The sequence below is a fragment of the Roseovarius sp. D22-M7 genome (assembly GCF_037083785.1).
In the GTDB taxonomy this organism is placed as follows: Bacteria; Pseudomonadota; Alphaproteobacteria; order Rhodobacterales; family Rhodobacteraceae; genus Roseovarius.
This window is the reverse complement of record NZ_JBAPKY010000037.1, coordinates 1-13,464: the sequence shown is the minus strand read 5'-3', so window position 1 is coordinate 13,464 and position 13,464 is coordinate 1. Positions and strand designations below refer to the sequence as shown.

12 protein-coding genes, 1 tRNA gene and 1 pseudogene are annotated in these 13,464 nt (G+C 65.9%); 9 read left to right on the top strand and 5 right to left on the bottom strand.

Features of this window, described 5'->3' with window-relative positions:
* Positions 1-114: 114 nt before the first annotated feature.
* The 8 genes from V8324_RS15145 (at position 115) to V8324_RS15110 (ending at position 9,320) form a co-directional block, all read left to right on the top strand.
* Positions 115-1,752: a GMC family oxidoreductase gene (locus tag V8324_RS15145; protein ID WP_336420766.1), complete on the top strand. Its 1,638-nt coding sequence runs from the start codon at positions 115-117 to the stop codon at positions 1,750-1,752.
* A 27-nt stretch (positions 1,753-1,779) separates the two neighbouring features.
* Positions 1,780-3,558 (top strand): sulfoacetaldehyde acetyltransferase, encoded by a 1,779-nt coding sequence (gene xsc / locus V8324_RS15140; protein ID WP_336420765.1) that lies wholly within the window; start codon positions 1,780-1,782, stop codon positions 3,556-3,558.
* 7 nt (positions 3,559-3,565) lie between these two features.
* Complete coding sequence (locus V8324_RS15135; RefSeq protein WP_336420764.1) at positions 3,566-4,600, top strand: YeiH family protein; 1,035 nt, start codon at positions 3,566-3,568, stop codon at positions 4,598-4,600.
* 128 nt (positions 4,601-4,728) lie between these two features.
* Positions 4,729-6,036, top strand: coding sequence for a histidinol dehydrogenase (gene hisD / locus V8324_RS15130; RefSeq protein WP_336420763.1), 1,308 nt, complete (start codon positions 4,729-4,731; stop codon positions 6,034-6,036).
* Positions 6,037-6,279: 243 nt separating this feature from the next.
* Positions 6,280-7,149 carry a transporter substrate-binding domain-containing protein gene (locus tag V8324_RS15125; protein WP_336420762.1) on the top strand — a complete coding sequence of 290 codons (870 nt, stop codon included), beginning with the start codon at positions 6,280-6,282 and terminating at the stop codon, positions 7,147-7,149.
* 73 nt (positions 7,150-7,222) lie between these two features.
* Complete coding sequence (locus V8324_RS15120) at positions 7,223-7,873, top strand: amino acid ABC transporter permease (protein ID WP_336420761.1); 651 nt, start codon at positions 7,223-7,225, stop codon at positions 7,871-7,873.
* Between the two features lie 6 nt (positions 7,874-7,879).
* Positions 7,880-8,545 (top strand): amino acid ABC transporter permease, encoded by a 666-nt coding sequence (locus V8324_RS15115; protein ID WP_336420760.1) that lies wholly within the window; start codon positions 7,880-7,882, stop codon positions 8,543-8,545.
* Positions 8,538-9,320, top strand: coding sequence for an amino acid ABC transporter ATP-binding protein (locus V8324_RS15110; RefSeq protein WP_442970551.1), 783 nt, complete (start codon positions 8,538-8,540; stop codon positions 9,318-9,320). The genes V8324_RS15115 and V8324_RS15110 overlap by 8 nt, the downstream gene beginning before the upstream one ends.
* Before the next feature lie 7 nt (positions 9,321-9,327).
* On the opposite strand, the gene V8324_RS15105 is transcribed toward V8324_RS15110, so the two are convergent.
* The 4 genes from V8324_RS15105 to V8324_RS15090 are packed head-to-tail and all read right to left on the bottom strand — an operon-like array spanning position 9,328 to position 12,554.
* Complete coding sequence (locus V8324_RS15105; RefSeq protein ID WP_336420758.1) at positions 9,328-10,227, bottom strand: helix-turn-helix transcriptional regulator; 900 nt, start codon at positions 10,225-10,227, stop codon at positions 9,328-9,330.
* 53 nt (positions 10,228-10,280) lie between these two features.
* Positions 10,281-11,099, bottom strand: a complete 819-nt coding sequence (locus V8324_RS15100; protein ID WP_442970549.1) for a substrate-binding domain-containing protein — start codon at positions 11,097-11,099, stop codon at positions 10,281-10,283.
* Positions 11,100-11,125: 26 nt separating this feature from the next.
* Positions 11,126-11,854: an ATP-binding cassette domain-containing protein gene (locus V8324_RS15095; protein ID WP_336420757.1), complete on the bottom strand. Its 729-nt coding sequence runs from the start codon at positions 11,852-11,854 to the stop codon at positions 11,126-11,128.
* Positions 11,847-12,554: an ABC transporter permease gene (locus tag V8324_RS15090; RefSeq protein ID WP_336420756.1), complete on the bottom strand. Its 708-nt coding sequence runs from the start codon at positions 12,552-12,554 to the stop codon at positions 11,847-11,849. The genes V8324_RS15095 and V8324_RS15090 overlap by 8 nt, the downstream gene beginning before the upstream one ends.
* 176 nt (positions 12,555-12,730) lie before the next feature.
* On the opposite strand from V8324_RS15090, the gene V8324_RS15085 reads away from it, so the two are divergent.
* A tRNA-Gly gene (locus V8324_RS15085) sits at positions 12,731-12,805 on the top strand.
* Between the two features lie 287 nt (positions 12,806-13,092).
* On the opposite strand, the pseudogene V8324_RS15080 reads toward V8324_RS15085, so the two are convergent.
* Positions 13,093-13,371, bottom strand: a pseudogene (locus tag V8324_RS15080) (hypothetical protein); the annotation flags it as partial.
* Between the last annotated feature and the right edge of the window lie 93 nt (positions 13,372-13,464).

Below are 13,464 nucleotides of genomic sequence, written 5' to 3'. Positions count from 1 at the left end.
GGCTTCCTCCCTTTGTACAAGATTGATACTTGCGGTCTCAATACTGCTGCACTATGATCAATCTGGCAAGGAAATTATTTTTGTGCCCGGAATATACGCAAGGATTGATCCGAAATGACCGAACTATCAGCGGATTATATCATCGTCGGGGCCGGGTCGGCAGGATGCGTTCTGGCGAATCGCCTCTCGGAAGACCCGAAGGTCTCGGTCATCCTCGCCGAGGCGGGCGGGCGCGACTGGAACCCGTGGATCCACATCCCGGTCGGCTACTTCAAGACGATGCACAATCCGTCGGTCGACTGGTGCTACCGCACCGAACCTGATCCCGGGCTGAACGGGCGCGCGCTCGACTGGCCGCGCGGCAAGGTGCTGGGCGGGTCCTCGTCGCTCAACGGGCTTTTATACGTGCGCGGCCAGCCGCAAGATTACGACCGCTGGGCGCAGATGGGCAATCCCGGCTGGGGCTGGGACGAGGTTCTGCCGCTCTTCAAGCGGTCCGAGCGCCAGGAACGCGGCGCCGACGAGTATCACGGCGATCAGGGCACGCTGCATGTCTCGAACATGCGCCTGCAACGCCCAATCTGCGACGCCTGGGTCGCCGCCGCGCAAACCGCGGGCTACCCGTTCAACCCCGACTACAACGGCGCGGAACAGGAAGGCGTGGGTTATTTCCAGCTGACGGCACAGAACGGGCGGCGCTGCTCGGCGGCGGTGGCGTTTCTCAACCCGGCGCGCCAGCGCCCCAACCTGACCATCCTCACACGCGCCCCCGCCAAAAGGCTTCTCTTCGAGGGCAGCCGCGTGGTGGGTGTCGCCTGCCGCCAGCCTTCGGGCGGCGAGCGTATCCTGCGCGCCCGCGCCGAGGTGATCGTGTGTTCGGGCGCCATCGGCTCGCCGCACCTGCTGATGGCCTCGGGCATCGGCGAGGCCTCGCAGCTGCGCGAGCACGGCATCGAGGTGCGCGCCGACCGCCCCGGCGTGGGCAAGAACATGCAGGATCACCTGCAGGCCCGGCTGGTCTTCAAGTGCAACGAGCCGACGCTGAACGACGAGGTCCGCAGCCTGTTCAACAAGGCGCGGATCGCGTTGAAATACGCGATGTTCCGCTCTGGGCCGATGGCCATGGCCGCCAGCCTCGCCACCGGCTTCATGCGCACCGGCCCGCATGTCGACACCCCCGACATCCAGTTCCACGTGCAGCCATGGTCGGCCGACAGCCCCGGCGAGGGCGTGCACCCGTTCTCGGCCTTCACCATGTCGGTCTGCCAGCTCCGCCCCGAAAGTCGCGGCGAGATCCGCCTCGCTTCGCCCGACATCGGCGTGCATCCACGCATCCTGCCGCGATACCTCTCGACCGAAACCGATTGCCGTACGATCGTCGAGGGCGTACGCATCGCCCGCCGCATCGCCCGGTGCGAGCCGCTGTCGGGCAAGATTTCCGAGGAATACCGCCCCGATGCCGGCCTCGATCTCGACGATTACGAGGGCACGCTCGACTGGGCGCGGAACTACTCGACCACGATCTACCACCCCACCGGCACCTGCAAGATGGGGCCCGGCCCCGACGCCGTGGTCGATGCCCGCCTGCGGGTGCATGGGCTGACCGGCCTGAGGGTTGCGGATTGCTCGATCATGCCGGAAATCGTCTCCGGCAACACCAACGCCCCGGCGATCATGATCGGCGAGAAATGCGCCGAAATGATCCTCGAGGATCGCATGTTCGGCGCGCTCGACCGCGCCGCCTCAACCTGACACCCGAGCCTTGAAAGGACCAGACACATGAAGATGACGACCGAGGAGGCCTTCGTCAAAACCCTGCAGCGCCACGGCATCAAGCACGCCTTCGGGATCATCGGCTCGGCCATCATGCCGATCTCGGATCTCTTTCCGCGCGCCGGAATCACCTTCTGGGATTGCGCGCACGAGGGCAGCGCGGGAATGATGGCCGACGGCTATACCCGCGCCACCGGCAAGATGTCGATGATGATCGCCCAGAACGGCCCCGGCATCACCAATTTCGTGACCGCCGTCAAGACCGCCTACTGGAACCACACGCCGCTGCTGCTGGTCACCCCGCAGGCCGCCAACAAGACCATCGGCCAGGGCGGCTTCCAGGAGGTCGAGCAGATGAAGCTCTTCGAGGACATGGTCGCCTATCAGGAAGAGGTCCGCGACCCCTCGCGCATGGCCGAGGTGCTGGCGCGCGTGATCTCCAAGGCCAAGCAACTCTGCGGACCGGCGCAGATCAACGTCCCGCGCGATTACTGGACGCAGGTGATCGATGTCGACCTGCCCACGGCGCTGGAATTCGAACGCTCGCCGGGCGGCGAGAATTCCGTGGCCCAGGCCGCGCGCATTCTGTCGGGTGCCAAGAACCCGGTGATACTCAACGGCGCCGGCGTGGTGCTGTCCGAGGGCGGCATAGAGGCGAGCCGCGCGCTGGCCGAACGGCTCGATGCGCCGGTCTGCGTGGGCTACCAGCACAACGATGCCTTCCCCGGCTCACACCCGCTATGCGCCGGGCCATTGGGATATAACGGATCCAAGGCCGGGATGGAGCTTATTCGCGACGCGGACGTGGTGCTCTGCCTCGGCACGCGCCTCAACCCGTTCTCGACGCTGCCGGGCTACGGCATCGACTACTGGCCCCAGGACGCCCAGATCATCCAGGTCGACATCAACCCCGACCGCATCGGGCGCACCAAGAAGGTGACAGTCGGAATCGTCGGCGACGCGGCCAAAGTTGCGCGCGGCATCCTTGCGCAACTTTCCGACACAGCCGGCGACACCGACCGCGAGGCGCGCCGCGCCCGCATCGCCGAGACCAAGTCGAAATGGGCGCAGCAACTGTCGTCGATGGATCACGAGGAAGACGATCCCGGCACCACTTGGAACGAGCGCGCCCGCGCCGCCAAGCCCGACTGGATGAGCCCCCGCATGGCGTGGCGCGCGATCCAGTCCGCGCTGCCGCGCGAGGCGATCATCTCGTCGGATATCGGCAACAACTGTGCCATCGGCAACGCCTACCCGGCCTTCGAAGAGGGGCGCAAATACCTCGCGCCGGGCCTTTTCGGCCCGTGCGGCTACGGCCTGCCGTCGATCATGGGCGCCAAGATCGGCTGCCCGGACGTGCCGGTGGTGGGCTTTGCCGGCGACGGCGCCTTCGGCATCGCGGTCAACGAACTGACCGCCATAGGCCGCCCCGAATGGCCGGCGATCACCCAGATCGTCTTTCGCAACTACCAGTGGGGCGCCGAAAAGCGCAACTCGACGCTGTGGTTCGCCGACAACTTCGTCGGCACCGAACTCGACACACAGGTCAGCTTCGCCGGCATCGCCGAGGCCTGCGGCCTGAAGGGCGTCGTCGCCCGCACGATGGACGAACTGACCGCGGCGCTGAGCCAGGCCATCAAGGACCAGATGGAGAACAACACGACCACCCTGATCGAGGCGATGCTGAACCAGGAACTTGGCGATCCGTTCCGCCGCGACGCGATGAAAAAGCCCGTCGCGGTGGCCGGCATCGACGCATCCGACATGATCGAACAGCCGGCCTGATGCCGGGATGAAACTGCCGCCCCTCACCCTCGCGTCCGGCCAGCAGGCGGCCGGGCGCGCCAAGGCGTATTTTCCCGGCGTCATGATCGCGGTGCTGGTGGCGCTGGCCGCGCAATTCGTGGCCGAGCATTACGGCGCGCCCGCGATGCTGATGGCGCTGCTCTTCGGGATCGCACTCAATTTCCTCAGCGAGGAAAGCGCGACGGCGACGGGGATCGGCTTTACCGCGCGCAGCGTGCTACGCTTCGGCGTGGCCATCCTCGGCGCGCGGATCAGCGTCGAGATGCTGACCTCTCTGGGCTGGGGCATGATCGCCCTGCTTGTGCTCGGCGTGGTCGCCACGATTGTCTTCGGCGTGGTGCTGGCGCGGTTCATCGGACAGGGCCCGCGCTTTGCCATCCTGACCGCCGGGTCGGTGGCGATCTGCGGCGCCTCGGCGGCGATGGCCATTGCCGCGGTCCTGCCCAAGGACGAGAAATCCGAACGCAACCTCTTGTTCACCGTGCTGGGCGTCACGGTGCTGTCGACCGTCGCGATGATCCTCTACCCGATCCTGACGGGTGCCCTCGGCCTCGACGAGGTGACCGCCGGCGCCTTCATCGGCGCCACCGTGCATGACGTGGCCCAGGTGGTCGGTGCGGGCTTCTCGATCTCGGAGACCGCGGGCGAGACCTCGACGCTGGTCAAGCTGATCCGCGTGTCGTTCCTCGCCCCCGTGGTGATCGTGATCACGCTGATGTGGCAGCGCGCGCAGACGGAGGCGGGCGGCCCGCGCCCGCCGATCGTTCCGGGCTTCGTGCTGGGGTTCCTGTGTCTTGCGACGCTCAATTCGCTGGGGCTGATCCCGCAGGGCCTCGGCGCCTTGCTGGCCAAGCTGTCATCCTGGGCGCTGCTGTCGGCCATCGCGGCCGTGGGCATGAAGACCGATCTGCGCAACATCGTAAAGGTCGGCGGCGGCGCGATCACGCTGATCGTGGCCGAGACGCTGTTCCTCGCCGCGCTCGTGATGGCCGGCATCGGCTTGCTGGATCTCGCGCCGTGACGGGCCGTGCGGCAAACCTTTGCCCGGCCGGCGGTTCGCGTGTAGGGTTGCCGTATCCTGCCGGATTTCGCCTGCCCCGCCGTTCCATGAGCCCGCCCCCACGCTGACCCAGACGAAGGACACGGATGATGGCCCGAGAGTATCTCAAGACCGCAACGCTGACGCCCGCGTCGGATGCCTCGGAAACGCGCGAGATCGTGGCCGAGATCCTGAACGACATCGAGACCGGCGGCGATGCCAAGGCGCTTGAATACGCGGCGAAGTTCGACCGCTACGACGGCAACATCCTGCTGACCGAGGACGAGATCGAGGCCGCCTCGACGCAGGTCTCTCAAAAGGCCAAGGACGACATCCGCTTCGCGCATGACAACGTGCGCCGCTTCGCGCAGGCGCAACGCGACACCATCCGGGATTTCGAGGTCGAGATCGTGCCGGGGCTTGTCGCCGGGCAGAGGGCGATCCCGGTGGGTGCCGCCGGCTGCTACCTGCCGGGCGGGCGCTACAGCCATATCGCCACCGCGATCATGACCGTGACGACCGCCAAGGTCGCGGGCTGCAAGCATATCACCGCGTGTTCGCCGCCGCGCCCCGGGGTGGGCGTGCACCCGGCGATCGTCTACGCCGCGCATCTCTGCGGCGCCGACCGGATCATGGCGATGGGCGGCGTGCAGGGCGTGGCCGCGATGACCTTCGGCCTCTTCGGGCTGCCCCCCGCCAACATCCTCGTCGGGCCGGGCAATCAATACGTGGCCGAGGCCAAGCGCATGCTCTTCGGCCGCGTCGGCATCGACATGGTCGCCGGGCCGACCGACAGCCTGATCCTCGCCGATGGCACCGCCGATCCGCATATCGTCGCCACGGATCTCGTCAGCCAGGCCGAGCATGGCTACAACTCGCCCGTCTGGCTGGTCACCGATACCCGCGCGCTGGCGACGCGCGTGATGGAGCTTGTCCCCGGCATGATCGACGCCCTGCCCGAGATGAACCGCGAGAATGCCACCGCCGCGTGGCGGGACTATGCCGAGGTGATCGTCTGCGCCGACCGCGAGGAGATGGCGGCGACCTCTGACGACTACGCGCCCGAACACCTGACCGTGCAGGCCGGCGATCTCGACTGGTGGCTCGACCGTCTCAGCTGCTACGGATCGCTGTTTCTGGGCGAGGAGACCACGGTCAGCTACGGCGACAAGGCGTCGGGCACCAATCACGTGCTGCCCACCTCGGGGGCCGCGAACTATACCGGCGGGCTGAGCGTGCACAAGTACCTCAAGCTCGTCACCTGGCAGCGCGCCACGCGCGAGGGCTCGAAACCCGTGGCGGTCGCGAGCGCGCGCATCGCCCGCCTCGAAGGGATGGAGGGCCATGCCCGCGCCGCCGATGTCCGCCTCGCCAAGTATTTCCCCGGCGAGAATTTCGACCTGAGCGCCGAGGGCTGAGGGATGCGTGCCGCGTCCACCTCCCGAGACATGGCCGGCGCGTCGGGTCCGGCACTTTGTTCAAGTGCAGAAACTGATACCATGGTGATCAATTCTGCCCCTCGAGTAATCATTACCCCGAGGATCGGCGACGACCGGAGACCGAAATCGGGGCTGGTGCAGGTTCCGGTGGATCGGCCCCGCCGATCATGCCACGAATTGACGCAACGACAAAAAACGCCACCAACAGGAAGGAAAGATCCCATGACCCCAACCCCGATGACCATACGGCACCGTCTTGTCGCCTGTGCCGCGGTGCTCTTCGCCGGGCTCGCGCTGCCCGTTGCCGCAGCAGACCTCGAAGAGATCATGGATCGCGGCCACATCACCATCGCGACCGAGGACAACTATGCTCCGTTCGAGATCATGGAGAACGGCGAGCCGACGGGCTTTACCCATGACGTGGTCGCGGAATTCAAGGACTACGCCGATTTCGAGGTCCGCCAGGAGATCCTGCCATGGTCGGGCCTGCTGGCCGCGGTGCGCGCAGGCCAGTACGACATGGCGATCACCGGCTCGATCATCTCGACGGAACGTCTGCGGGTGTTCGATTTTGCCGTGCCCACCGCCAGCGCCCAGCATTACTACATCAAGCGCAAGGGCGATGACCGGATCACCAGCGTCGCCGATCTCGACGGGATGACCGTCGGCGTGCAGGCCGGCAGCGTCCTGCTGTCGCGCCTGCCGGAGCTTGAGGCGATGCTCGAGGAAACCGGCGGCAGCCTTGGCGAGGTCGTGGAATACACCTCGTACCCCGAGATCTACGAGGACCTGTCGAACGGCCGGCTCGATTACACCGTCAACTCGATCATCTCGGCGAAAAGCGTGATCGCCGAACGCGGCGACACCTTCGAGATGGGACAGCCGGTCTCGGGCCCTGGCTTTCACGCCTACCCGGTGCCCAAGGGCAACGAGGACCTGCTGCAATATATCAGCGAGTTCATTCTCGAACTGCGCGACAGCGGGCGGCTGGCCGAATTGCAGGAAAAGTGGTTCGGCGAGGCGTTCCCCGACCTGCCCCGCGTGCCGATCACCTCGGTCGAGCAATATAACGAGCTGACCTCGGTCGAGTGACCGCATGACACGGTGGTGGCCGGCGGGATGCGGGCCACTTTCCTGATATCCTCGAAAAAGAGCTAGACACGCAATGGGTGCCGGCGATTTTCAAACCCTGCTCGAAGGGGCCTGGGTCACGATATGGATCTCCGTAATCGCGATCGCGGGCGGCATCCCGCTTGGCCTGCTTCTGGGCCTCGCGCGGATCTCCAAGCTGCCGGTGATCTCGCAGATTGTCACCGTCTATATCAGCATCGGCCGCGCCACGCCGCTGGTCACGCTGGTGCTTTTCATCTTCATCGGGCTGCCGGTGCTGGGCATCAATATCGACCGCTACACGGCCAGCGTGCTGACGCTGCTGCTCAACACCGCGTGTTTCAACGCCGAGATCTGGCGCTCTGTCTACCAAGCCTTTCCGCGCTCGCAGATCGAGGCGGCGAAGGCCGTGGGCATGACCAAACCGCAATATTTCCGCCGCATCATGTTCCCGCAGATGAGTTTCGCGGCAATGCCGGGGCTGGTCAACGAGGCGACGCTGCTCGTGAAGGCCAGCCCCGCCGTGGCGGTGATCGGCATCGTGGACCTGACCCGCGTGACCAACCGCATCGCCTCACAGACCTACGAGCCGCTGCCCCCGATCATCGTCGCCGGCGCGCTCTACATACTTATCATCGCCGGCATGGTGCGCCTGCAACGCCGGTTCGAACGCCGGGCAGAGCGTTTTGCCTCGATCGAAGGATAGGCGGCAATGACCGACTGGGAAATCGTCCTCAGCGAATGGCCCCGCTTCGCCAGCGGCTTCGGCACCACTCTGGCGCTGTTCCTGATCTCGACACTCGGGGCGTTCCTGATCGGCATGATTTTCGTCAACATCCTTTACGGGCGAAATCCGATCGCCCGCAAGGCGGTGGGCATCTATATCGACGGCATGCGCATGCTGCCCTTCCTGATCTTCGTCTACCTGCTCTATTACGGGCTGCCCTCGGTCGGGATCAGCATGTCCGCATGGACTGCCGGCATCGTCGGGCTGACGCTTTATCATTGCGCCTATGTGGGCGAGATCCTGCGCGGGGCGTGGTCGCAACTGCCCGCCGGACAGGCCGAGGCGGCCCGCGCGCAGGGCCATCACGGGTACCGCATGTTCGGCCGCATCATCCTGCCGCAGCTTGTCCTGAACAGCGCGCCGATCCTCGGCAACCAGCTGATCTACATGCTGAAGGACACGGCCTTTCTGATGATCATCACCGTGCAGGAACTGACCTATGCCGCGTCCTCGGTGCAGTCGATGTATTTCGTGCCGCTGGAGCCGTTCGTCGTGGCACTTCTGCTCTACTGGGCGATGAGCCTGTCGATCGAGGGCCTCGTCTTGATCGTGAACCGATTTGCAAAGGAGAGAGGTCTTGGCGATTCCTGACCCCGCAGCCGGTCCCGTCCCGGCGCCTTACGCGCTCGAAGCACAGAAGATCTGCAAGAGCTTCGGCAGTCTGGAGGTGCTGCGCGATGTCGATCTGACCGTGCCCCCGGGCACCACGATGAGCATCCTCGGCCCCTCGGGCTCTGGCAAGTCCACCCTGCTGCGCTGCATCAACTGGCTGGAAACCCCCGATAGCGGCCACATCCTTCTGGGCGGTGCGCCGGTGGGCCGCCGCCCCGACGGCAAGCTGATGTCGGACCGCGAACTTGCGAAGGTCCGCGCCCGCATGGGCATGGTCTTCCAGAGCTTCAATCTTTGGCCGCATTTCACCGTGCTTCAGAACGTCATCGAGGCGCCGACGCAGGTGCTGGGCATGGCCCGCGACGCCGCCACCGCGCGCGCCGAGGAACTGCTCGAAAAGGTGGGTCTTGCCGAAAAGCGCGACGTCTATCCCTATTCGCTGTCGGGCGGGCAGAAACAGCGCGTCGCCATCGCCCGCGCGCTCTGCATGTCGCCCGAAGTGCTCTTGTTCGACGAGCCGACCAGCGCGCTCGATCCCGAACTGATCGGTGAGGTGCTGGCGGTGATGCGCGATCTCGCGTCCGAGGGCATGACCATGGTCGTCGTCACTCACGAGATGGGCTTCGCGCGCGACGTCTGTGAAGAAGTGGTGTTCATGGACAAGGGCAAGGTCGTCGAACGCGCCGAACCGCACGCGTTCTTTTCCAACCCCGAAACCGAGCGCGCGAAGCAGTTCCTCGCCCGCTACGCCTGAGGCCGCGTCAGGCGTTCCACAGGACGCCGCCGAAGCCCATCACATCGTAGCCGCCGCAGCTTGCGGCGCGCGCGGCGAGCCGCGGCGACGTGCAGAACGCCACCAACTGCCTGATCTGCGGCTCGAACCACGCGCGGCGATCGACCAGCAGCGCGAAGCGCTCGGTCAGCATGGGGCGAAACTCCAGCCCGTGACTGCGCGCCACGGTCTCCAGCCCGAAGGCCACGTCGCCCTCGCCGCGCCGCACCGCCTCGACGGCCTCGTCCTCGGTACGGGCGACCTCGGTGAAATGCATGCCCGAAAGGTCCAAGTCCTCTTTCGCGGCGAGATCCCGGAATATCCCCTCGGTCCCCGATTCCGGCTGCCGCGGCACCACGCGCCGCCCCGCAAGGTCCCGCAGCCCTTCGGGCGCGGCCTCGCCGGCGCGAACCACGAGGCCGCGCCGCCGGTCCGCGAAGCTGACCAGTACGGCGTTCTGCGCCGCGGCCGCCTCGGCCACCGCCGGCACATTCCACTGACCCGTGGCGGCGTCGTGGATGTGCAGCCCGGCGATCATCCCCTCGCCGCGCAAGAACCGGTCGAGCCCGTCGAGCGACCCGTCATAGAACGTCGCCAGCCCGCAGCGCGATTGCCGCACTGCCCAGTCGAGCAGCGGGTCGTGACTGCCGAGCAGGATCGCCGGGCGCGTGGCGCTGACGGCCGCGTATGCGCCACCACCCCCCGACTGCGCGCGCGCGATCCATGCCCGGATCTCATCCGCCGGGAACAGCAGCTTGCCGGTTGCACGCGAACACGGCACCGCCCCCGAGGCAGCCAGATCGTAGACCTTGCGCTCCTTCAGCCGCAGCAGATCGGCCAGTTCCCTCACCGTCAGGTATTCGTGATCGGGAAAGGCAAGCTCGGGCATCGTCATCCTGTGAATTGGCGGGCCGGGCGCATGTCTCCGGTCAGCCTATTCTATCAGCTCTCGGGGGCGTTCGGAAAGAACAGCTGCTGACTGGCGACCACATGATCGGCGATTGCCGCCTGCCCCGCATCCGACAGCAGCCAGTCGGCAAAGCTCTGCGCCGCCTCGGCGTTTACGCTGGGGCAGTTTTCGGGGTTCACCGGGATCACGCCATACTGGTTGTAGAGATCCTCGTCGCCCTCGACATGAATCTCGTAATCCTGCTTGTTTTCAAAGCTGATCCATGTGGCGCGGTCGGCCATCACGTAGGCGCCCATCCCGACGCCCGCGTTCAGGGTGGCGCCCATGCCCGACCCGGTCTCGCGGTACCATGCGCCGCTGGCCTCCGTCGGATCGACGCCGGTCTCCGACCACAGCGCCATCTCCTTCTTGTGCGTGCCGCTGTCATCGCCGCGCGAGGCGAACAGCGCCTCCGTCTTGGCGATCCGGGTCAGCGCGGCCTCGGCATCCTTCATGCCAGCGACGCCTCCCGGATCACCCTCGGGCCCGACAATCACGAAATCGTTGTACATAAGGTCCGTGCGTTTCGTACCGAAGCCGTCCGCGACGAACGCCTCCTCGGCCGGTTTCGCATGCACCAGCAGGACATCGCCATCGCAGTTGCGGGCATTGCGGATCGCCTGCCCGGTGCCCACGGCCACGACGTTGACCTTGACGCCGGTCTTCTCCTCGAACATCGGCAAAAGGTGATCGTACAGGCCGGAATTGGCCGTCGAGGTGGTGGATTGCACGATGATCGACGTATCTTGGGCCCATGCCCCCCCCGCCAGCATCACCGTGAAAGCCGTGCCGCCCAGTTTCCTCCAAAGCATATTGGTCCCTTCTCTTTCCGCTTAGGTCAAACGACAATCCTGCCGTTCAGGTAATCCCGCGCCGCGGCGGATCGCGGCTCGGGGAAAAAATCGGCGGCGGCGCTGTGCTCGGCCACGCGGCCGCGATGCAGGAACACCACGTCATCGGCCATGCGCCGCGCCTGCCCCGCATCATGCGTGACGAAGACGATCCGCACGCCGCTATCGCGCGCGCCCGCAACGATGGCTTCGATCGCCAGCACCGAGGCCGGGTCGAGGCTCGCCGTCGGTTCGTCGAGAAACAGCACCTCGGGATCGGTCGCCAGCGCCCGGGCCAGCGCCAGGCGCTGCGCCTCGCCGCCCGAAAGAAGGCGCGCGGGCTGATCGGCCTTGTGGCCCAGCCCGACATGATCGAGCAGGGCGCGGCACCTCTTCCGGTCCTTGCCGCGCACCTTGAGGACGAAATCGAGATTGGCCGCCACCGACCGGCGCAGCAGCACCGGCTTCTGGAACACGAGCGCCTGGCGCCGCATCGCCGCATCGGGCGTCTGCCCGCCCCAGTCGATGCGCCCCGCGCTCGGGCGCTCCAGCCCGTGCAGCAGCTTCAGCAGCAGGCTCTTGCCCGCGCCGTTGGGGCCCATGATCATCGTGCAACCCTCGGGGCCGAGATCGAGGCTCAGCCCGTCGAGCACGCGCACCCCGCCCAATCGCAGCACGGCGTCGCGCACGATCAGCGGCAGGATCGCCGCGCCTGGTGCGGGGCCCGCGTCAAACATGGGCACGCCGCGCGGCGTTCACGCGCACCGATTGCACCGCGGCGTTCACGCCCAGCGACAGGACCAGCAGGATGATCCCCAGCGCCAGCGCCAGCGCAAGATCCCCCTTCGAGGTCTCCAGCGCGATGGCGGTGGTCATCACCCGGGTCAGATGGTCGATATTGCCGCCGACGATGATCACCGCGCCGACCTCGGCCACGGCGCGCCCGAACCCGGCCAGCCCCACGGTCAGCAGCGCATGGCGCGCGTCCCAAAGAAGCGCCAGCCCGGTCTGCATCCGCGTCAGGCAAAGCGAGCGGAATGCCTCGACATATTCGGCATGCAGATCCTCCAGCACCTGCCGCGACAGCGCCGCGACGATCGGTGCGATCAGGATCGTTTGGGCGATGATCATCGCGGTCGGCGTGTAGAGCAGCCCGAGGAACCCTAGCGGCCCCGACCGCGACAGGTGCAGGTAGACCAGCAGCCCCACCACCACCGGCGGCAGCCCCATCAACGCGTTCATCACGATCAGCACCGCGCTGCGCCCGCGAAACTTGCCGATGGCGACCAGCGCGCCGAGGGGCAGACCGATCAGGCACGCGGCGACTGTCGCGCCAAGGCTGACGCGCAGCGACAGCAGCACGATCTCGACAAGATCGGGATCGCCGGACACCACAAGGGCCAGCGCCAGTCCCAGGGCCTCTCCCATGTCCTGCAAGATTTACACCTATGCGCAAAAATTCCGAACTGCGAAAAGGTTTGCAGTTATCCGGCAAAAGGTCAAGCGATTGATCGCACCGCCGCGGCCCGCCGCAGCGACCGCAGAAAATCCGCGGTGCCGCATTTTTTCGGCTTGCAGCCGCAGCGCAAAATTTATAAGTGCAACGCCAGGACGCGGGCGTAGCTCAGGGGTAGAGCATTACCTTGCCAAGGTAAGGGTCGAGAGTTCGAATCTCTTCGCCCGCTCCAATACAACCAACTGAAACCAAAGAAACGTCTTGCAAACAAGGCCGTGTGGCCGTTTGTAGGTTGCAGATTTGGTTATAAAGGCTTCTCGACATGGCAGGCAAGGTCGGGAACATGGTGAACCACGATGGGCTTTACCGTGCCCGGCAGCGGTCCTAAAGGCCTGCGTGGTTTCATCGGCTGTACCGCGCTGAGCAGCCCTTTGGGTGGGAGTGTCCTGAACTTTGTGTATCCGGCCCGGCACATGCGGTTTCAGATACTCAAGCGTCAATGCGTTCCCCGATCCGGCTTTTTTTGAGCAAGCGGTTTTCCAGGGTCGGGTCGGCCACGACCTCCTTCAGCGCTGTCGTCTCCGAGCGCAGCTCCTTGACCTCCGGCGAGCTCGCCTGACGCACGGTATCGCCGGCCAGCCGCTGCCTGCCCGCCTCGAGGAACTCCTTCGACCACGTGTCGTACAGGCGCTCGCGTGCGTCGGGACAACGATCCCCCGGATCGTTTGCCGATCCTCCTTACCCCTCACGGCGGCACAGGGCGGCAATGCTTTCCTCGCCGCGCAAGCCCGCCAGCAGGCATTGTTGCAGAACTCAGGCCTGAGGTATGACTTCCCCTTACCCCACTGAGGTCAGCCCACGCGAGCGATCTCGGCGGTGCCGAGGGCGTTG